Annotated in this window: 17 protein-coding genes; 14 read left to right on the top strand and 3 right to left on the bottom strand. The window is 30.3% G+C overall.

Going from position 1 to position 21,933, the window contains the following annotated elements; genetic code table 11:
* Positions 1 to 11: 11 nt before the first annotated feature.
* The 5 genes from H0I29_RS05625 (at position 12) to H0I29_RS05605 (ending at position 11,268) form a co-directional block, all read left to right on the top strand.
* Complete coding sequence (locus H0I29_RS05625) at positions 12 to 1,580, top strand: DUF4270 family protein (RefSeq protein ID WP_218754709.1); 1,569 nt, start codon at positions 12 to 14, stop codon at positions 1,578 to 1,580.
* A 26-nt stretch (positions 1,581 to 1,606) separates the two neighbouring features.
* Positions 1,607 to 3,463 (top strand): glutamine--fructose-6-phosphate transaminase (isomerizing), encoded by a 1,857-nt coding sequence (gene glmS / locus H0I29_RS05620; protein ID WP_218754708.1) that lies wholly within the window; start codon positions 1,607 to 1,609, stop codon positions 3,461 to 3,463.
* A gap of 226 nt (positions 3,464 to 3,689) precedes the next feature.
* Positions 3,690 to 10,142: a PAS domain-containing protein gene (locus tag H0I29_RS05615; protein WP_218754707.1), complete on the top strand. Its 6,453-nt coding sequence runs from the start codon at positions 3,690 to 3,692 to the stop codon at positions 10,140 to 10,142.
* On the top strand, positions 10,139 to 10,792 hold the full coding sequence (locus tag H0I29_RS05610) for a response regulator transcription factor (RefSeq protein ID WP_218754706.1): 654 nt from the start codon (positions 10,139 to 10,141) through the stop codon (positions 10,790 to 10,792). Before H0I29_RS05615 ends, H0I29_RS05610 begins: the two co-directional genes overlap by 4 nt.
* Positions 10,793 to 10,905: 113 nt before the next feature.
* A complete protein-coding gene (locus H0I29_RS05605; protein ID WP_218754705.1) occupies positions 10,906 to 11,268 on the top strand; it encodes a response regulator in 363 nt (120 codons plus the stop codon).
* Between the two features lie 431 nt (positions 11,269 to 11,699).
* Here the strand turns inward: H0I29_RS05605 and H0I29_RS05600 are convergent, their stop codons facing one another.
* The 3 genes from H0I29_RS05600 to H0I29_RS05590 all read right to left on the bottom strand — a co-directional run bounded on the left by H0I29_RS05600 (position 11,700) and on the right by H0I29_RS05590 (position 13,760).
* On the bottom strand, positions 11,700 to 12,434 hold the full coding sequence (locus H0I29_RS05600) for an energy transducer TonB (RefSeq protein WP_218731864.1): 735 nt from the start codon (positions 12,432 to 12,434) through the stop codon (positions 11,700 to 11,702).
* 132 nt (positions 12,435 to 12,566) lie between these two features.
* Positions 12,567 to 13,172: an NAD(P)/FAD-dependent oxidoreductase gene (locus tag H0I29_RS05595; RefSeq protein WP_218754704.1), complete on the bottom strand. Its 606-nt coding sequence runs from the start codon at positions 13,170 to 13,172 to the stop codon at positions 12,567 to 12,569.
* Positions 13,173 to 13,760, bottom strand: coding sequence for a MarC family protein (locus tag H0I29_RS05590; protein ID WP_218731862.1), 588 nt, complete (start codon positions 13,758 to 13,760; stop codon positions 13,173 to 13,175).
* 85 nt (positions 13,761 to 13,845) lie between these two features.
* Between H0I29_RS05590 and H0I29_RS05585 the strand changes: the two genes are divergently transcribed.
* From H0I29_RS05585 to H0I29_RS05545, 9 genes are all read left to right on the top strand, one after another.
* Positions 13,846 to 14,418 carry a DUF3109 family protein gene (locus tag H0I29_RS05585; RefSeq protein WP_165731597.1) on the top strand — a complete coding sequence of 191 codons (573 nt, stop codon included), beginning with the start codon at positions 13,846 to 13,848 and terminating at the stop codon, positions 14,416 to 14,418.
* Between the two features lie 115 nt (positions 14,419 to 14,533).
* Positions 14,534 to 15,271, top strand: a complete 738-nt coding sequence (locus tag H0I29_RS05580) for an energy transducer TonB (protein WP_218754703.1) — start codon at positions 14,534 to 14,536, stop codon at positions 15,269 to 15,271.
* 66 nt (positions 15,272 to 15,337) lie between these two features.
* Entirely contained in the window at positions 15,338 to 16,084 is a 747-nt protein-coding gene (gene deoC, locus H0I29_RS05575; RefSeq protein ID WP_218754702.1) for a deoxyribose-phosphate aldolase, read from the top strand.
* Between the two features lie 2 nt (positions 16,085 to 16,086).
* A complete protein-coding gene (locus H0I29_RS05570) occupies positions 16,087 to 16,659 on the top strand; it encodes an acyltransferase (protein WP_302849948.1) in 573 nt (190 codons plus the stop codon).
* Between the two features lies 1 nt (position 16,660).
* Positions 16,661 to 18,727 carry a gliding motility protein RemB gene (locus tag H0I29_RS05565; protein ID WP_218754701.1) on the top strand — a complete coding sequence of 689 codons (2,067 nt, stop codon included), beginning with the start codon at positions 16,661 to 16,663 and terminating at the stop codon, positions 18,725 to 18,727.
* A gap of 201 nt (positions 18,728 to 18,928) precedes the next feature.
* On the top strand, positions 18,929 to 19,831 hold the full coding sequence (gene cyoE / locus H0I29_RS05560) for a heme o synthase (protein WP_218731858.1): 903 nt from the start codon (positions 18,929 to 18,931) through the stop codon (positions 19,829 to 19,831).
* A gap of 2 nt (positions 19,832 to 19,833) precedes the next feature.
* A complete protein-coding gene (locus H0I29_RS05555) occupies positions 19,834 to 20,421 on the top strand; it encodes a cytochrome c oxidase subunit 3 (RefSeq protein WP_218731857.1) in 588 nt (195 codons plus the stop codon).
* Between the two features lie 56 nt (positions 20,422 to 20,477).
* Complete coding sequence (locus H0I29_RS05550) at positions 20,478 to 21,491, top strand: cytochrome c oxidase subunit 3 (RefSeq protein WP_218754700.1); 1,014 nt, start codon at positions 20,478 to 20,480, stop codon at positions 21,489 to 21,491.
* A gap of 86 nt (positions 21,492 to 21,577) precedes the next feature.
* Positions 21,578 to 21,919: a cytochrome C oxidase subunit IV family protein gene (locus tag H0I29_RS05545; protein WP_165731605.1), complete on the top strand. Its 342-nt coding sequence runs from the start codon at positions 21,578 to 21,580 to the stop codon at positions 21,917 to 21,919.
* The last annotated feature ends 14 nt before the right edge of the window (positions 21,920 to 21,933 follow it).

Raw genomic sequence — 21,933 nt, 5'->3', positions numbered from 1 at the left:
TATTTTATAAAGTGAGGAGATTTTTTGAGAAGAGCACATTTATTGTAGCTTTAGTATTCGTATTTACAGCTGTTATTTCTTGTGAAAAAGATTTTACAGATATTAAGTCTAGTATTATTAGTAATACAAAGTTTGATACAGATACCTTAACTGTTAAAGGAATTGTTATAGAAAATAGCCCTATTACAAGTGTTACTTCTGATAATATTTCTGCAGAGCCAGGTTTATATCTACTAGGTGTTCATACTGGTGCAAATGGTGATTACGAAAAAATAGAAGCTTCTATAGTTTCTCAACTAGCTTTAAGTACAGGTTTACAAGTAATAGATGATGCCAATATTTACGGTTCTGATACTATTGTGGTTACTACAATAGATACTGCATTTGTAAAATTACCATATCAAGTAACTTTTAATAATGATGGTACAGCGTATGAGTTAGATTCAATTATAGGGGATCAAACTAAAGCGTTTAATTTAAATGTTTATGAAACCAGTACTTATTTAAGTATATTAAATCCTACAGAGCCTTCAAAATTGAATAGTTATCAATCTAATGATGTGTTTGATAAAAAAGTAACTGAGTTGAATGCTACTTCAGATTTTAAATTTTTACCGAGCTTAACAGACTCAATTGTAGTTAAAAGATGGTTAAGTGATGAAACTGTAGCTAAGCAAGATACTATAAAATATTTTAATTCTACATCTGCTACAATACCAGTACCTTTTGCAGCAATCCCTTTAAAAGAAGATAAAATTAAAGAATTATTCTTAGATAAATATGAATCATCAGATTTTGATTCTCAAGCTGCGTTTAATGACTATTTTAGAGGACTTATTCTAGAAGCTACAGGAGACGAAGGATCTTTAGTTTCTTTTAATTTTAATGCTACGGTTAAGCCATCACTAGAAGTTTATTATACAAACACAGTTGTTGCTGGAGGAGTTATTATAGATACAATTTACAAAAATGATAGTTTTTTACTATCTGGTGTAAGAGCAAGTACTTATAAGATGGATGATAAAGTATATCCTTCAGATAAAATTGTATTACAAGGAGCGGCAGGAAGTGAAGCTAAAATAAACCTTTTTGGAGCAGATACAGATGGTAATGGAGTTGCTGATAAAATAGAAGAATTAAGAGCTAGAAATCTGTTGATAAATGATGCTTCTTTAACCTTTTATATTAATCAATCTATAGATACAACAGCTGTTCCTTATCAGTTATTTTTGTACAAGAGTGATGAAAATGTACCGCCTGTTTACAGTCAAATAAAAGATGTTTATTCTGAGGGAGCCGCTGTTTTTGGAGGTTTGTTACAAAGAGACTCTAATGGAAAGAAAGAGAAGTACACTTTTAGAATTACAGATTATATTTCAGACTTATTAAGTGGTGAAACAAATTATTCTCCAACACTAAGGCTTAAAGTAATTAACGCTACAGACTTACTAACAGTTACAGATACTATATTTAAGAATTATAATTGGAATCCGAAGGCAGTAACTCTTTATAATCATGAAGCTATAAATGAAGATAAAAAGGTAGAGTTAAAGATTTCATATTCAGAGAAAAAGGATTAAAAAAAAACTAACTAAAAGAAAATTTTATGTGTGGAATTACTGGCTATATTGGCTTTAGGGATGCTTACCCGATAGTTGTAAATGGACTTAAAAGATTAGAGTACAGAGGGTATGATAGTTCTGGGATAATGATGTATGATGGAAAAGAAATACATCTTTCTAAAACCAAAGGAAAAGTTTCTGATTTAGAAGCTATAACTGATAATGACGAAAAAAGAAAAAAAGGAAATATAGGAATTGGCCATACACGTTGGGCTACTCATGGGGTGCCAAATGATGTAAATTCTCATCCACATGTTTCTCAGTCTGGTGAATTAGTTATTGTACACAACGGTATTATTGAAAACTACGATACTTTAAAAAAAGAGCTAATATCTAGAGGCTACGTTTTTAAGAGTGATACAGATACAGAGGTTTTAGTTAACCTAATAGAAGAAGTAAAAAAGAATGAAGGCTGTAAGCTTGGGCAAGCTGTTCAACTAGCATTAACAAGTGTTGTAGGTGCTTACGCAATTGCTGTTTTTGATAAAACAAAACCAAATGAGTTAGTTATTGCTCGTTTAGGAAGTCCTATTGCAATTGGAGTAGGAAAAGATAATAGTGAATTTTTTGTTGCTTCTGATGCATCGCCATTTATAGAGTATACAAAGAATGCTATTTATTTAGAGGATGAAGAACTAGCAGTTGTTAAAATTGGTAAAGACATAAAAGTTCGTAAGATTAAAGACGACTCTATGGTTGATACTAATATTCAGAAATTAAAACTGAGTTTAGATCAGATAGAAAAAGGTGGTTATGATCATTTTATGTTAAAAGAAATTCATGAGCAACCTAAGGCTATCATAGATACTTATAGAGGTAGAATGTTACCTAATGAAGGACTTATTAAAATGTCTGGAATAGATGACAATTTAAATAAGTTTTTAAATGCTCATAGAATTATAATTATTGCCTGTGGTACTTCTTGGCATGCTGGTTTAGTTGGTGAGTATTTAATAGAAGATATGGCGCGTATACCTGTTGAGGTTGAATACGCATCAGAGTTTAGATACAGAAACCCTATAATTACACCAAATGATGTGGTTATTGCAATTTCTCAATCTGGAGAAACTGCAGATACCTTAGCAGCTATTAAATTAGCAAAATCTAAAGGAGCTTTTGTATTTGGTATTTGTAATGTAGTAGGTTCTTCTATTGCAAGAGAAACACACGCAGGAGCTTATACGCATGCTGGTCCAGAAATTGGAGTAGCTTCAACAAAAGCATTTACAACTCAAATTACGGTACTTACATTAATTTCTTTAAAGTTAGCAAAGGCAAAAGGAACAATGTCAGACTCTGCTTTTAGAATGTATTTGCAGAAAATGGAATTAATTCCGGCTAAAATAGAGGCACTTTTAAAGATTGATGAAAAGGTAAAAGAAATAGCTGATGTTTATAAAGATGCAAAAAACTGTTTGTATTTAGGTAGAGGTTTTAACTTTCCGGTAGCATTAGAAGGCGCTTTAAAATTAAAAGAAATTTCTTATATACATGCAGAAGGATATCCTGCAGCAGAAATGAAACATGGTCCAATTGCTTTAATTGATGAGAACATGCCAATTTTTGTTATTGCAACCAATAAAGGTCATTACGAAAAAGTAGTGAGTAATATTCAAGAAATTAAATCGAGGTCTGGTAAAATTATTGCAATTGTAACAGAAGGAGATACACAGGTTAGAGATATAGCAGATCATGTTATAGAAATTCCTGAAACAGAAGAAGCGTTAACACCGTTATTAACTACAATTCCTTTTCAATTACTATCTTATCACGTTGCGGTAATGTTAGGTAAGAATGTAGATCAACCAAGAAATTTAGCAAAATCGGTTACGGTAGAGTAATTTTTCTTATATTTTATCAAATAAAAAAACCCAGCTTATAGCTGGGTTTTTTTATTTGATAAAAGTAATATATTACTCTTAAATTTTGTGATTAGTTAAATATCAACATTGTATATTGATATGTAAAAAAAAAATATACTTACCTTAGTCCTTAAAATATTTAATGTAGTATATAAAATAGAAAATATTTTTATTTTATTATGTCTATATAATTATCCCTATAACTATGAATTATAGTCAAATAGCCCATTTGTTTATGCAGGGCACTTTAGTTGCTTTGGTAATTCTTTTTTTATTTCACCTTAGAAAGCAGTTGGGTATTGGAGTCATGTTTGCATGCCTAGGATTATTTCAATTTGTACAATTATTTTTATATAATACGGTTTCTGTTTCAATTACAGATAATTTCTTTGTTTCTCCAGGCTCTGTTGTTTATTTTACGGCATCTCTCTTTGTAATACTTATGGTATATATAAAAGAAGATGCCAGTGAAACAAAAAAACTAATTTATGCGCTGTTTATAGTAAATATAGTAATGACAATTCTTGTACAAGCATTAAACTTAAATTTTAACAATACATCAATACAAGGAACTTTTAATGCATCTGTAAACCTTTTCGATATAAGTTTAAGAGAATTATTTATTGGTACAGTGGTATTGTTTTTAGATGCTTTTTTAATTATACTTTTATTCGAATATATATCTAAAAGAGTAGAATGTTTATTCTTACGCATTTGTATTACCATGTTAATTGTTGTAAGTTTTGATACATTATTCTTTGTAACCCTTAATTTTTGGGGAATAGATAATTTAAAGTCAATTATCATATCAGGACTTATATCTAAAGGGATTTTTACAGTCTTTTATAGTGTACTTCTTTATCTTTATTTAAGGTTTTTTGATTTAAACAAGCAGTTAACAGGTGTTTTTAAAATAAAAGACGTCTTTGAGCCACTAACTTACAAGCAGAAATTTGAATCTGCAGAAAAAGTAATTGAAGAAACTACAGAGATGTATCGTATACTAACTGATCACTCAAATGATTTAATCTTTTTACAAGAACCAGATGGTGCTTTTAAATATATTAGCCCCTCTATAAAAAATATATTAGGCTACGAACAATTAGATTTAGTAGGTAAAAAAGTTTTTAGTATTGTTCATAAAGAAGATCTTAAGTTTTTAAACGAAGTAGTATCAAACAAGTTGATTAGTAAAGGTATTATTTCTGAAGCTGTTCCTGTTAGAGTTCATCATAAAGAAGGTCATTTTGTTTGGTTAGAGTTTTTGTCATCTGCTGTTTATGAAGGAGGTGAAATTAGTTACTTTGTTACCTCTGCTAGAGATATTACGCAGAGAGTGTTATCAAAGAAGAAACTTCAAGATTCTTTAGAAGAATTAGAAAAAAAGGAGCACTCTTTAGAGGGAGCTAGTAAAGTTGCTAAAATAGGATACTGGGAATATGATATTAAAACAGATACTTTTACTTGGTCTGATTATATGTATACTATTTATGGAATGGATCCCGTAAATGGAATTCCTTCTAAAAAAGAACTGCTCTCTCTATACGATGAAGAATCACAAGAAAAAATACTACAGGCTCTAAAAGATGTTGCTGTAAAAGGAGTTTCTTGTGATGTAGAGTTAAGGTTTGTCAACAAACAAAATGAAGTTGTTTGGGAGCGCACTGTAGCTCAATCTATTTACAATCAACAAAATGAAGTTGTAGGTAGAATAGGTATTATGCAGGATATTACAGCCTTTAAAAAAGCCCAATTTGAAGAAAAACTTTCAAAAGAAAAGATTCAATCTTCTCTAGAGCTTTTAGAGAAAAAGGATTATGCCTTGAATGAAGTTAGTAGAATGGCGAAAATTGGTTATTGGGAGTATAATAACGAGCAGGTTAATATTGTCTGGTCTGATTATCATTATGAAATTTTTGGATTTGATCCTAAAAAAGGAATTCCTCCACGAGAAAAAATTGTAGCACTTTTTGATGAAGAATCTCAAAGAAAGATTGTGCAAGTAAATTTAGAGTTGAATTCAAGTGGAGCGCCTTATGATATTGAATTAAAGTTAACTAATAAAAAAAAGGAAGAAATTTGGGTACGCAATATAGTGCAACCTGTATTCGATAAACAAAATAAAGTTATTGGAAGAAGGGGGCTTTTACAGAATATTACAACTTCTAAAAAAGCCCAATTAGCCTTAGAGCTTTCTAATGAAAAGATTCAAATTTCTTTAGAGTTACTAGAAAAAAAGGACTACTCCTTAAATGAGTCTAGTAATTTGGCAAAAATAGGGTATTGGGATTATATTGCAGCAACAGATACATATACATGGTCCGATTATATTTATCATATTTATGGATTAGACCCTAATGAAGGAATTCCACCATATGAAGAAGTAGTAAAGGTTTGTGATAAAGAGTCGATAGATAAATTATTAGCAGCCACTGTAGAACTGAATACACATGGTACACCTTATAATCTTGTTTTAAAATTAATTAATAAAAATAAAGAAGAAGTTTGGGTAAGAAATGTTGCTAAGCCTATATATAATAAACAAAATGAAATTATTGGCAGAAGAGGTGTGTCGCAAAATATCTCTGAATGGAAAAAAGCACAAGCTGAATTAGAATTGTCTAAGGAAAAGATACAATCTTCGTTACATCTTTTAGAAAAGAGAGATCACTCTTTAACTGAGTCAAGCAGGATTGCTAAAATTGGACATTGGGAGTATGATATAGCAACTGATGCTTTTGTTTGGTCTGATTATGTGTATGAAATTTATGGTTTAGACCCAAGTGAAAGTATTCCGTCTCGTAAGGATATGGTTGCTTTCTACGATAAAGATTCTCAGTTAAAATTAGCAAAATCTACTGTAGACCTTAGTTTAAAAGGCACTCTTTATGATATTGAATTGAAATTAATTAATAAAAAAAATAAAGAGTTATGGGTAAGACAAGTGGTTCATCTTATTTATAACGATAAAAATGAAATTATTGGAAGAAGAGGTGTAGTACATAATATTACAGCCGCTAAAAATGCTCAAATAGAATTAGAAATTTCTAAAGATGAGATTCAGAGGTCTTTAGAGTTGTTGGAAAGTAGTGAGTTCTCTAAGAATGAAGCTAGTAAAATGGCTAAAATAGGGTATATAGAGTATGACATTGCAACTGAAACTTTTTCTTGGTCGGAATATACATATCATATTTTTGGAATTGATATAAAACAACCAGTACCCTCACGTAAAGAAATAGCAGAATTTTTTGATAAGGAATCTAATGAAAAAATGAGAGATGCTAGCTTAAAACTCGATACTGAGGGCATTTCTTTTGATATTGAGTTGAAGTTGACAAACCTAAGAAAGGAAGAAGTTTGGATTAGAATTGCAGTTGAACCGGTTTACAATCAACAAAATAAAATTATTAAAAGAAGAGGTGTTTTACAAGATATTACAGCTTCTAAAAATGTTCAACTAGAACTAGAAATTTCTAAAGAAAATGTTCAGAATTCCCTAGAACTGTCAAGAAAAAGTAAGTTTGCTATGGGGGAGGCTAGTAAAGTGGCTAAAATAGGGTATTGGGAGCATGACCTGTTAACAGATATTGTTGTGTGGTCTGAATACGTGTATCATATTTTTGGATTAAATCCAAAAAATGGAATTCCATCAAAGGTAGAGTTTTTAGAAAGTATGACTATAGAATCGCAAGAAAAGTTTGTACAAGCAACTACAGCACTTACTACTAAAGGTGTTTCTTACGATCTAGAGTTGAAATTTAATAATATAAAAGACGAAGTGGTTTGGTTAAGGAATGTAGCGCAACCTGTTTATAATGAAAAGAATGAAATTGTTGGTAAAAGAGGTGTTTTGCAGAATATTACAGGTTCTAAGGAAGCGCAACAGGAATTAGAACTATCTAAAGAAAAGATAGAAAATGCTCTAAAACTTTTAGAGAAAAAGGAATATTCCTTGAGAAAAGCAAGTGAAATAGCTAAAATAGGCTACCAAGAATATGATAATGCAACGGATACTTTTATATGGTCTGATTATGTTTATGATATTTTAAGGTTTGATATAAAAAAAGGGATTCCATCACGTGAAGATGTTATTGCAATTTTTGATGATGAATCTGTCGAGAAATATACGAAAGCAACTCAAGAACTAATTAAAAATGGGACTCCTTTAGATTGTGAGTTGAGGCTTGTTACCAATGATAAAGAAGAAGTTTGGGTAAGAAATTTTGGTCAGCCTGTTTATAATAAACATAATGAAATAATAGGAAGAAGGGGAGTTTTACAAGATATTACTGCGTCTAAAAAAGCACAGTTTGAGTTAGAGGTTTCTAAGAAAAATATTCAAACCTCTTTAGAATTGTTAGAAAAAAGTGAGTATTCTAAGAACGAGGCTAGTAATTTGGCTAAAATAGGGTATTTGGAATATGATAATGATACGGGGACTTTTGTTTGGTCTGAGTTTCTATTTCATATTTTTGGATTGGATTCAAAAGACCCAGTGCCTCCATTAAAAGATATTATTAATTTTTTAGATAAAGAGTCGCAAAAAAAGATGAAACAAGTGACTTTAGATCTTGAGCAGCATGGTATTCCTTATGATATTGAACTTAGGTTAATTAATAAAAAGAAAGAAGAGGTTTGGGGTAGAATGATAGTTCAACCTTTATTTAATGAGGAAAAAGAGGTTATTGGTAGAAGAGGTGTTTTTCAAGATATTACCGAGAGAAAACAAATAGAACACGAAAATTTGATAATAACCGAAAGGTATAGAAATCTCTTTGATAACGCTACGATTTCCGTTTGGAATGGAGATTTATCTGGAGTGATAAAACAATTAGAAGAACTTAAAAAGCTTAAAATTCTTGATTTTAGAGTGTATTTAGAGCAGCATCCTGAGGTTTTTGTTTCGATACTTAAAAAAGTAGTCATAAACAAAGTGAATAAAGCTACTGTAAAACTTTTTAAAGCAAAAAGTGAAAAAGAGTTTTTAGATGGAAAAATGGAAAACACATTTGGTACAGGTGCGCATAAAGTGTTTGCCGAATTTATAATTTCAATATGGAATAAGGAGAAAACATTTACATCCGAAGTAAATTATAAAACTTTTAAAGGGGATGAGTTTGCGGCCCTAATTTCAATTCCAATTCCTCTAAATTTGGAACAGCAAAAAACAGTTCCTGTTAGTATACAGAGTATACAAAATATAAAAGATGCTGAATCTGAAAAAAGAGAATCTTTAAATAGGTTAAAAGAAGCACAAGAGTTAGCCCAAGTTGGTAGTTGGTCGTTTGACTTTTCAACAAAAAAATCAGAATGGTCTGATGAAACGTTTCGTATTTGGGGTTTTGATTTAAATAAACCAACACCAGAGCAAGTAGATATCTTAAATAGAATTCATAAAGATGATCTTGATTATTTTGAAAATGCAGCATCTTTAGTTTACACTAAAGGAATACCTTATGATATTGAGTTTAGAATTTGTTTACCAAATAATGTAGAAAAAACTATAAGGTCTATATGTAAGCCTATATTCGGAGAAAATAAGGAGGTAGTTAGTTTAAAAGGAACCAATCAAGATATTACAGCTCAAAAAGAGGCAAGAAGTGAAATCGAGAAAGCAGAAGAGATGTACCGTATATTAACGGATAATTCTAATGATTTAATCTGTTTGCATGAAGTTGATAGTAGCTTTAAATATATTAGTCCTTCTATACATAACTTATTAGGTTATGAGCAATCAGAGCTTTTAGGGAGAAAAGTGTTTGGCATTGTTCATAAAGAAGATATTGAGCCTTTATTAAAAGTAATGTCTGAAAGAACATCTAGTAATATGTATACTGATGCATTTAGTTGTAGAGTGTTGCATAAAGAAGGTCATTACGTTTGGTTAGAGTTTTTATCCTCTCCAGTTTATAAAGATAATATGATTAATTCCTATATTTCATCAGCAAGAGATATTACGCAATGGGTACTGGCGAAGCAAGAGATAGAAGTATACCAATCATCACTTCAGAAATTAACAACAGAAATGACGTTAATAGAAGAAAAACAGAAAAAAGAAATTGCAACAAACATACATGATCATCTAAGTCAGTCTTTAGTAATCTCAAAAATGAAAATTAATGAGTTGAAAAAAAGACCTCAATTAAAATTGATTGACGAGGATTTAAAATTTATTGAAACTCATATTTCTGAAGCTTTAGAAAATAGCCGAAAAATTACGTATGAACTTTCTCCTCCGGTATTATATCAATTAGGTATTATTGAAGCGCTAAGTTGGTTGTTTGATAATGTAGAGGCTACGCATAAGATTGCTTGTGTAGTTAATACTAATGTAGATAATATTAATCTAGATGAAGTAAAATCTATTTTACTATATAGAAGCATACAAGAAGTGTTAACCAATGCTATAAAATATGCAGATGCATCTTTGATAACTTTAGACCTTGATAAGAATGAGTTAGGGTTAGATATTTTTATTACAGATAATGGTGTTGGTTTTAATACAGCAATATTGAGTAGTCTTCACAATCATTCAGGTTCAGGTTTTGGTTTGTTTACGGTTCAGGAACGAATTAAAAATATTCAAGGGAAATTTGCAATAAAATCAAAAATAAATATGGGTACAACTGTTAAAATTTTTATACCTTTATCTAAATGAGTTATTTAAAAGATATTAAAATTGTATTAGTAGATGATCATAAGCTATTAAGAGATGGTTTAAGAAACATTATAGAGCAGAGGTCTAATATGCACATAATTGGGGAAGCTTCCGATGGTAGAGAGGCTATAAAAATATGTCCAAAACTTTTGCCAAACGTTGTTGTTATGGATGTTGCTATGCCTGGTTTAAATGGTATAGAGGCAACAAGGCAGATTCATAAAAACAATCCAGAAATAAAGATAATTGGTCTTTCTATGCATTCTAGCAAGCAGTTTATACAGAGTATGTTTAAAGCTGGTGCCTTTGCTTACTTGTTAAAAGATGGAGATTCAGATGAATTGATTACAGCAATATGCACTGTAATGCATAATAAAAAATATCTTTCAAATGATATTAATCAAGAGTTTCTTTTGGTATTAAAAGAGCCTAAAGGAATAGAAAAGACACAATTAAGCTCTAGGGAGAAAGAAGTATTACAGTTAATTGCAGAAGGGCGTTCTTCTAAAGAAATAGGAGAAATCTTATTTTTAAGTCCTAAAACGGTTGATGTACATCGAAATAACATTATGAAAAAATTAGATTTATTCACTATTCCTGAATTAACAAAATATGCCATTCAAGAAGGATTAACTTCATTGGGAATTTAATAGATCTATACTTTTTCATATAGCTGTTAAATTAAAATGATAAGCACTTTGCTTATGAAAATATCTGTAAAAACTATTTACCTTGCCTTTTAATTAAGATACCCAACCTTATATTGAAAGCAGCATTTCATAATTTACTGATAGTAGAAGACAACCCTTTTATAGGTAGAAATATTTTTGATGCCGCTAAGCAAATTGATAGTATAAGAGATATTTGCTTGACAAAATCTTTACATGAAGCAATTTCTTTTTTTAACAAAACTAATTTTGATGTAATAATACTCGATTTGAAGTTGCCTGATGGTAATGGGATAGAGTTGTTAAGAATGCTTCAGAAAGATAAAAAGGATACTAAAGTCTTTGTTTTTTCTATAAGTACAGAGCTAAGAAAGACGTGTTTTAAATACGGAGCGTTTGCTTTTTTTGATAAAGCTAAAGATTTTGATGAATTAGTTGAGGCAATAAAGATAGCATAACTATTAGGCTGCTAATCTTTAAAAAATTTAATTCCAAAAAAAGATATTATTGATTTTACAAAGTTTTTATAATAACAAAAAGCTAAACTTTAAGGGGGTTGTTTAGCTTTTTTATTAATATAACTGGGGGACTAATATATTAATGAATTATTAAAATAGTGGGGGAAGATATTTTAATAAAATATTTTTTTAGTAAGATTTAATTTATTTGATTATCAACCATGTACTTGTTTTTATACTACAAATATATATAACATTGTAAGGTTGTTCAATAGGTGAATTTCTTATTTTTTATAATTAGGTATAAAAAAGCAGGTTTTGGTGATATACAAATCATAAGAGATTGCTTATAAATCTTATAGGTTGCTGCTACTGTGTCGATTTTGAGTAAAAAAAGAAAACCCAACTTTAAAGTTGGGTTTTCTTTTTATTTATGTTCTAACTTCAAATGTTATTGGTATGCTGTAGCTAACACCTACAGGGTTACCTCTTTGTTTACCTGGAGTCATTGTAGGTAAAGCATTAATAATTTCTACTACTTCTTTTTCTAATCGAGGGTGTGGTCCTCTCGCTTTAACATTTGCTATTTTCCCTTTTTTATTAATTGTAAAAATTACAAACAATTTCTTTTTACCTGGGTCTAAGCCTAATTCAGATGCTAAATTAATATCAAATCTTTTACCAAAAAATTCTGTAACTTTTTTTGTAAAACAGTCTTTTAGTGCTTTATTGTTTCCTTTACAACCAGGGTAAACTGGCACGTTTTCTATTAATACAAAAGGAATGTCTTCTACCACTTCTTCTACCTCTTCAATTTCAACAATATCATCGGTATTTACAACTACACCTACTGTTTCGTCTGTTTCTGTAGATTCAATTACTGTTTCTTCAATTTCCTTTTCATCTTCTACTACTGTAATTTGCTCTACAATAGGTGGAGGTGTGTTTTTTGGTGGAGGTATTACTTCTTGCATTTCAATGATAGGAATATCTTCTTTCATATCATCAATCATGTTTGCTTGTCCTAAGCTTTTTAGGTCATTCCTTTCATAAGTTTTGTGCTCAATTAAAGTATAAGTAATAAATAAGGCTAATACTAACCCTATTTGTAAGAAAATTTTACTGTAATTTTCTAACTGTTGTTTTGGGTTTTTTTTAATGTCCATTTTGAAATCCTTTAAAAATGTATAATTTTAACTTCGTTATTTAAAAATAGCTTTCTAGATTATCAAATTCTTTTAAATTCGATTTTCTATTATAAAATTAATAATTTAAAGGGCTTTAAAATATGATTTCCATCATACTTTGTCATGTACTTTGGTGGGTGTATTATTGTTCCAAATTGTAAGAATATCTGTAGCAACACTTGCGCCACTTCCTGCAGCAATTGCAAATTGACTTCTGCAACCAGAGATGGTGCCACAACAGTATAAACCGTCTTTTATAAGGTGATTTTTATTTTTAAGTTGAATTCTATCTTTTACTGGATTAGCTCCTTGATGAGGTTCTATAAAAGAGTCTAGCCCTTCTATTGTAAAAGGTTTAGAGTAATTTAAAGCAAGAATTGCAACCTTAGTAAAATGGATAGTATAGTTGGTTGTTATTTGATATCCATTTTCTGCAGTTAAAATAGAGATAACTTTTTCACTTTCTATTTGTTGTACATGAGGGTATAAGGTAGAAAGCTGTTTTTTACCTTCAAGTAATATGTCTTTCCCTAAAGTTTTAGCAGGTATGCCTAATACATTATTAAATAAGGCATCTTGCAGGTGAGAAGCTCTCTGATGGCTGATAATTCCAATAGTTTTACCAGCTGCAAAAGCTTTGTCTTTTGCAGAACCTAATACCAATGCACATTGCAGTGCAGAAGCTCCACCACCAATAATTAAAACATCAAAATTCATTTATACAAATAGAACTTTAATATTTGCTGCAAATAATTTTACAGAAATAGCTAATAAAATTACACCAAATATTTTTCTAATTATTTGAATTCCAATAGGGCCAATCATGCGCTCTATTCTAGAAGAGGTTTTTAAGACAATGTAAATTAAAATAATATTTGCTAATACTGCAATTATAATATTTTCTAAAAAAAACTCAGATCTTAAAGAAAGTAAGGTTGTTAAACTTCCTGGACCAGCAATTAAAGGAAAAGCTAATGGAAATACAGAAGCCGTAATTGCATTTACATCATCTTCATTGTCTTTGTAAAGCGTAATTCCTAAAATCATTTCTAAAGCAATAAAAAAAAGTATAAAAGCACCTGCAACGGCAAATGAATGTACGTCAATACCAATTAGTTTTAGTAAACTTTGTCCTAAAAACAAAAAAACAATCATAATTACACCTGCAATAATAGCTGCTTTTTCTGATTGGATATGGCCTGCTTTCTTTCTTAAATCTATAATAATAGGGATGTTACCAATAACATCTATAACTGCAAACAAAACCATAAAGGCTGTAAAAGCTTCTTTAAAATTAAAATTCATAATTTTTTATATTTTTTTGTAAAATTAGATAACTTAGTTTAGGAAAACGCAAAGTTATAGAAAAAAATAACACTATTTTTGCGATATGTTTCAACTTGGAAAAACTATAGTTTCAGAAGATATTATCGAAAAAGATTTTGTTTGCAATTTATCTGCTTGTAAAGGCGCCTGCTGTGTAGATGGTGACGCCGGAGCTCCTTTAGATGAGGAAGAAACCAAAATTTTAGAAAGAATATATCCTAAAGTAAAACCTTTTTTAAGAAAAGAAGGAATTGCTGTTATTGAAGAACAAGGTACTTGGGTTACCAGTGAGTGGGGAGAATTAGAAACTCCTTTAATTAATGGTGCCGATTGTGCTTATGTTATTTTTGATGAAAAAAAGACAGCACTTTGTGCAATAGAAGAAGCGTATAACCAAGGAGAAATAGATTGGAAAAAACCAGTTTCTTGTCATTTATATCCTATCAGAATAAAAGAATACAGTGAGTTTTCTGCTGTAAATTATGATAAATGGGAAATTTGTGATGATGCCTGTTCTTTAGGAAAAGAATTACAAGTACCTATTTACAAGTTTGTAAAGCAAGCCTTGATAAGGAAATTTGGACAGGATTGGTATGATGAATTAGAGGTTATAGCCGCAAAACATTTAGAAAAATAAGTAAATTTTTATATCACGTATAAATAGAAGTAAAAAGCATCAAAGAAATTTGATGCTTTTTTTATGGCACGTTAATTGTTTTAACAAAGTTTTAACATTTAAAAACTTTTGAATTATGAGAAACACCAAAAAATTACCAAGAAAACAATTAGAGAAATTCTCTAATATTTTTACACAGTTAGGGTTGGTATTAGTGCTCTTTATTATCTTTATAACGTTAGAGCACCAAACCGAAGAGAAAATAGTTGCAGATTTTGAAACTACTAAAAGAGAAGTCGTTTATGTAGCACCAGATACAGATGTCATTTTTACAAAAGAGCCTAAGGTTATTCCTAAAATAGAGATTATAAAAGCAGCACCAATTATTTTAGATGAGGTTGTAAAAGGTGATAATAATATCATTGAAAATATTATTGATAATGTTACAGCAGAAGATCCAGTTTTAATAGATATAGAAAATGTTGTAGAGGTTAATGTTGAAGAGAAATTTGTAGAAGATGTAGATTTTATCAACATACAAAATGCACCCATTTTTAAAGGATGTGATAATTTATCGAAAGAAGAAAATAAGGTTTGTTTTGAGAAAAAAATGAAACAGTTTGTACAGCGTAATTTTGATGTGGAATTGGCAAGTGAAATAGGTTTAGGCACTGGTAAACATAAAATATATACTCAGTTTGTTATAGATGATAAAGGAGAAATAGTTGATGTTAAAATAAGGACTGCATATAAAACATTAGAAAAAGAGGCTTTAAGAGTTATTAAGAAGTTACCAAAATTTAAACCAGGTATACAAAATAGTAAAACTGTTAAAGTAAGGTATAACTTGCCCATTGCTTTTAGTTTAGAATAACATAAAACCCAACCAAAAGGTTGGGTTTTATGTTGAAAATATTTTATTATTTGTTATTTTAGCAAGATGAAAATCAGTCAATATTTAGACGCTACTTACTTAAAAACAGCAAGTCAAGCGAATCTTACGGAAGAAGAAAATAAACAAAACGTTATTCATTTAATTCAAGAAGCTATTTTGTACGATTATAAATTAATTATGATTCGTGCTAAATACATTCCTTTAGCTAAGGAAATGCTTCAAGAGGCAAATAAAAGTATTCTTATTGGAACTGTAATTGGTTTTCATGAAGGAACTTATACTACTCAAGAAAAATTAGAAGAAGCACAAGAAGCTATTAATTTAGGGGCAGATGAGTTAGATTTTGTTGTGAATTACGAAGCCTTTAAAAGAGGTGAATTACAATTGGTTACCAATGAAATTACAAAAGGGATTGCACTTGCTTTGGAACATAACAAAGTAATAAAATGGATAATTGAAGTTGCTGCCTTAACAAACAAAGAAATAATTGTAATTTCGCGCTTAATTAAAAATATTGTTTTTACTGATTTTGGTGAAGAAAATGCAGAGAATGTTTTTGTGAAATCATCAACAGGTTTTTTTAAAACAGAAAACAATTTGCCTAACGGAGCAACGTTAGAAACAATGAAGTTAATTGCAGAAAATGCAAAACCATTAAAAATAAAAGCAGCAGGCGGCGTAAGAGATTATGAAATGGCTGTAAAAATGGTTAATTTAGGAGTAGATAGAATTGGTACATCATCTTCTAAAGAGATTGTAAATAAAGAACAAAACAGTAATTCAGGATACTAATTTTGATAGAATATTTTGCACATGAAACGGCTGTAATAGATAACGATTGCAGTATCGGAAAAGATACCAGAATTTGGCATTTTAGTCATATTATGTCTCATTGTGTTATTGGTGAACAATGTAATATTGGTCAGAATGTAGTGGTTTCTCCAGAAGTAGTTTTGGGTAAAAATGTAAAAGTGCAAAATAACGTATCTATTTACACAGGAGTAATTTGCGAAGACGATGTCTTTTTAGGACCTTCTATGGTTTTTACAAATGTAATCAATCCACGGAGTGCTATCAAAAGAAAAAATGAATACCAACAAACCTTAGTGAAAAAAGGAGCAAGTATTGGGGCAAATGCTACTATTATTTGTGGAAATACTATTGGTGAATACGCCCTTATTGGAGCGGGAGCAGTAGTAACCAAAGAAGTTTTACCTTTTGCACTTATAGTTGGTAATCCATCCAAACAAATTGGTTGGGTTAGTGAATACGGACATCGATTAGAGTTTAATAAAAACGGAATTGCAGTCTGTAAAGAAAGTAAAGAACAATATCAATTAAAAAATAATACCATTATAAAGTTATAGGATGATAAAAAAATACATATTTCTAGTTTTATTATTTCCCTCAATATATTTTGCTCAAGAAGAAAAGTACCCCGTTTTTGATGCTTGTAAAGATGTAGAAGTTCAATCTTTAAAAGATTGTTTCTATGCCCAAACAAGAGAACTGTTTTTTGCAGAGTTTGAAACACCGGCAATTGCAAAAGAAGAAGGTTTTGTTGGTTCTGCCAATACTATTTTTGCTGTTACAGCAGAAGGGGAGTTTAAATTAATATATGTAGACACGCCTTTCGATGAAATTAGAGACGAAGTAAAGAGAGCTTTTAAGGTGTTTTCGAAAATTACACCTGCTTGGTATAATGACCATGCAATAGAAATGAAATTCGAGCTTCCAATTAAATTTCCTTTAACGAATGATAGTGATGTTGTTGTAGACAATACTACATTAGAAATTAAAAAAGAAAGCTTAATAGATGTTGTAGCAAAAAAGAGAATTGCAGACTCTACTTTTTTAGAACATAGTAGTAAACTAAACATACCTTTTACACATAGAAGCTATGTAGATTATGAATTTGCGTTGCACAAAGCAAAAGGAACGCACACCGCGTCTAAACCTTATACGTATGATGATATAAAGCCATATTACGATTTAACTAAAGAAAAAAAGAAATTTTTAAAACCAAATAAAGAAACTTGGTTAGGTAAAAAGGTCTGGAATGAGCATTTGGTACAAGTAAAAAAAGACGATTATTGGCTTACGGTAGATTTGCTGTTTGATGTTCAAATGGGAAAAGACAATTCTGATGTAGATTACACCTTTAATAATTCTAGAATTGTAAATGTAAATGGAGAAATTGGAAACAACTTTTCATTTTCTACTACTTATGCAGAAAGTCAAGGTAGGTTTGCAGAATATGTAAATAGCTTTGTAACAAATAATGCAGCCAATGTAAGACCCCAAAATTCCGAAGGTTTAGTTCCTGGAAGGGGGAAGACAAAAGGATTTAAAGAAGATTCACACGATTACCCTGTTGCAGAAGGCTATTTGGCATATACACCAAATAAATACATGCAGTTTCAGTTTGGAAACGGTAAAAACTTTATAGGAGATGGATATAGATCTTTTATTTTGTCTGATGTTTCTTCTCCAACTACTTATTTAAAAATGAAATTAGATATTTGGAAAATACAATACACCAATATTTGGATGTGGAATACAGAACCATCTTTAAGTTCAGTATCAGATCCTAATGAACATGCAAGAAAGTATGTCGCAGCTCATTATTTAAGTGTGAATGTTACAGATAAATTAAATTTAGGCTTTTTTGAAACTGCAATTTCTGCCGGAGAGAATGGAATGGATGCTGGTTTCTTAAACCCACTTATATTTTATAGGTCTTTAGAATTTAATAGAGGTGAAGATTCTGGAAACGCAATTATTGGTTTAACAGGAAAGTATAAGCTAAATAATAATGTCTCTTTATATTCTCAATTAGTAATTGATGAGTTTTCTGTAGGGAACTTTAGTGACATGAGCGATTGGAAACATAAATTCGCATATCAATTAGGTGTAAAATACTTTGATGCTTTTAAAGTAGAAAACTTATTTTTACAGTTAGAGTACAATCGTGCTCGTCCTTATACCTTTGCACATAAATCACCAATATTAAATTACGGTAATTACAGTCAGCCTCTTGGGCATTTGTGGGGTGCTAACTTTTGGGAAGCAATTGCTATTGCTAGATATAAAAAAGATAGATGGAGTGGTAGTGCAAAAATTATTGTAGGTAAAAAGGGATTCGATTTAGAAGATCAGGCAATAAGTTATGGTGGTGATATTTATCAATCTTATAACGATAGATTGTCAGATACGGGTATAGAGCTTGCACAAGGTAATGCTGCAAATGTCTTTATTGCAGACGTACAAGCCAATTATTTAATTAATCCTTCTACGAATACAAATCTATTTGCGGGTTTATCATACAGAAATTTCTCTTCAGATTCAGATTTAACAAGTTATCCATCTGGTTCTAATGTTTGGTTTTCAGTAGGGGTAAGAGCCGATTTGTTTAATTGGTATTTCGATTTTTAAATTTTAATATTTTTTTAAGAAAAACATAAGAGTATTATATATACATTTGCAGTGTGATTTTTAATTAAGTCACACTTTTTCTTTTTCATAGCAATTTTCCCACTCAATTTATTGAGTGGGTTTTTTATTTATAGTTAAAACCCAACTAAAAGGATGGTAAAGTCATAATTATCAAATATCTTTGCAAACTATTTTTATAGAATGGAATCAACAGTAATTACAGACAATAAAATATCTATGCAAGCTATAATTTCAGACTTTAAACAACTTACAAAAGTTGGTTTGTCATTAAGTGTTGTATTTTCTTCCGTTGCCGGTTATTTATTGGCTATAGATGTTGTAAATTATTTTACGCTTTTAATGTTAGCCATTGGAGGTTTTTTTATGGTTGGTGCATCAAATGCATTTAATCAAATCATAGAAAAAGATACAGACCTTATTATGAAACGTACGCAAAATAGACCTTTACCAACCGGTAGAATGTCTGTTAATGTTGCGCTTACAATTGCAATACTATTTACAGTATCTGGGTTGTCAATATTATATAGTATCAACGCTAAAACAGCTTTGTTTGGTGCTATTTCCATATTTTTATATACAAGTGTTTATACACCTTTAAAACCAGTAACACCTTTATCTGTTTTTGTTGGTGCCATTCCGGGAGCCATTCCTTTTATGTTAGGTTGGGTAGCTGCTACCAATCAATTTGGTATGGAAGCAGGTTTTTTGTTTATGATTCAGTTTTTCTGGCAGTTTCCACATTTTTGGGCTATTGGTTGGTTACAACATGAAGAGTATAAAAAAGCAGGTTTTAATATGTTGCCAATGGGGCAAAAAAATAAAGGAGCCGTAAAACAGATTATTTTTTACACAGTAATAATGATATTGGTATCGATTTCTCCAGTTTTAAAATTATCTGGAGCATTTTACATTCACCCAATAACAGCTGTAATTGTTGCTCTTTTAGGAGTATATATGTTATATTTTGGTGTTAAGTTGCATAAAAGTGAAGATAACGTTGATGCTAGAAAATTAATGTTGTCTAGTGTTTTATATATTACAGTAGTGCAAATTGTATACGTAGTTGATAAATTTTTACATTAATAATGGTAAGAGAACAGAGAATAGAAGAAGAATTAGTGATTGCTAAGAAAAAGACTGCAAAACCTATGTTATGGATTTCCATGATTAGTATGGTGATGTTTTTTGCAGGACTAACAAGTGCTTATGTAATAAGTATGGAAAGAGATGATTGGGTTACTTTTAACTTACCGCAATCATTTTATATCAGTACATTTTTAATTATTGCAAGTAGTATTACGCTTTTTTTCTCACAAAAATTCTTAAAAAATGATAAAAGACAGCTCTCTTTAGTGATGATTGTTGTTACTTTATTGTTAGGGATAGGGTTTATTTGGCAACAATATGTAGGCTTTAATCAGTTAAAAAGTGTAGGGTTATTTTTTACAGGACCAGAGAGTACTGTATCAACATCTTTTATAATAGGAATTACATTTATGCATATTTTACACCTGTTGGCAGGTGTTCTAGTGCTTTTGGTTGTTATTTATAATCATTTTAAATACAAATACAAATCAGACAATATGCTTGGGTTTGAACTAGGTGCAATCTTTTGGCATTTTGTAGATATACTATGGATTTATCTATTTTTCTTTTTCTATTTTATTAGGTGATGAAAAATAGTTATTTTTGGCAAACTAACTAAGAATTAATTAACAGAGATTATTATATGGAAGCAAATATTGCTATACCTACAGATGGTAAAGATACTTGGAATGGTGGTACACAAAAACCATTAGGAGCAAGTTATGGTAAAATGATGATGTGGTTTTTTATCGTTTCTGATGCTTTAACCTTTTCAGGGTTTTTAGCCGCTTACGGTTTAACACGATTTAAATTTATGGATTCTTGGCCTATCGCCGATGAAGTGTTTACACATTTTCCTGGTTTACATGGTGTACATGCACCAATGTATTATGTTGCATTAATGACCTTTATTCTTATTATATCTTCTGTAACAATGGTTTTAGCCGTTGATGCAGGTCATCAAATGAAACAAAAAAGAGTAGCTTGGTACATGTTTGCCACTATTATTTTTGGAATAATTTTTATCGGTTCTCAAGCTTGGGAATGGAAAAACTTTATTAATGGTACTTATGGTGCTGTAAAAACTACAGATGGTAGACTTTTACAATTTGCAACACAAGATGGTGTTGATGCCGATGGAGAACCAATATTTCATCAAATAGCATTGTCTGATTTTGTTGTAGGAGAAAGAACAGACGGGAGAGTCTTACACGAAAGAGAAAATGGATTGTGGTTTGAGAAAGAAGAAGCAATTGCTACGTATTCTGTTGCTCAAATTCAGGAATCTTACAAATCAAATCCTGATGTTTTAATTCGTTCAGAATTGATTGACCCAGCAACAAAACAGAAGATTATCCTTTCTAGAGAAGAAGGAATGGCGCAGTTAGCCAAAACAAAAATGGTTGTTGAAGGAGCTAACCTAAAAGTTAATGAATATGGAAACACAAGTTTTGCAGATTTCTTTTTCTTTATCACAGGTTTTCACGGATTTCACGTACTTTCTGGAATTATCATTAATATCATTATTTTCTTTAACGTAGTACTAGGTACTTACGAGCGTAGAGGACATTATGAAATGGTAGAGAAAGTAGGATTGTATTGGCACTTTGTAGATTTAGTTTGGGTATTTGTATTCACATTCTTCTACTTAGTATAAAAAAAATAAAGACCTCTAGGCATTGCCTAAAAGTTCTAATTAAATTGTCTTTCCTGTGAAAGTAGGAATCTAAAATAAGATTAAAAATGGCACACGCACACGAATCAAACACAAAAAGAATCTGGATAGTTTTAGTACTATTAACACTTATAACTACTGTAGAGGTTGTATTAGGTATTATAAAACCAGCATCTTTACACCTTACTAGTATTTTAGGTACAAGTCCTTTAAACTGGATATTTATCATTTTAACATTAGTAAAGGCTTATTACATTGCATGGGCATTTATGCACTTAGAAGCAGAAAATAAATGGTTAAGACGTTCTGTAGTTTGGACCTCTGTTTTCTTAATTTGTTATTTATTAACACTTTTTTTAATAGAAGGTAATTATTTACATAGCGTTTTAGCACCACTTGTAAAATGGTAATTTAAAAATTTAAA

The organism is Polaribacter sp. R2A056_3_33 (genome assembly GCF_019278485.1).
Lineage (GTDB): Bacteria > Bacteroidota > Bacteroidia > Flavobacteriales > Flavobacteriaceae > Polaribacter.
Note: the sequence above shows the minus strand (reverse complement) of the source record. Positions and strands in the feature narration are given on the sequence as shown.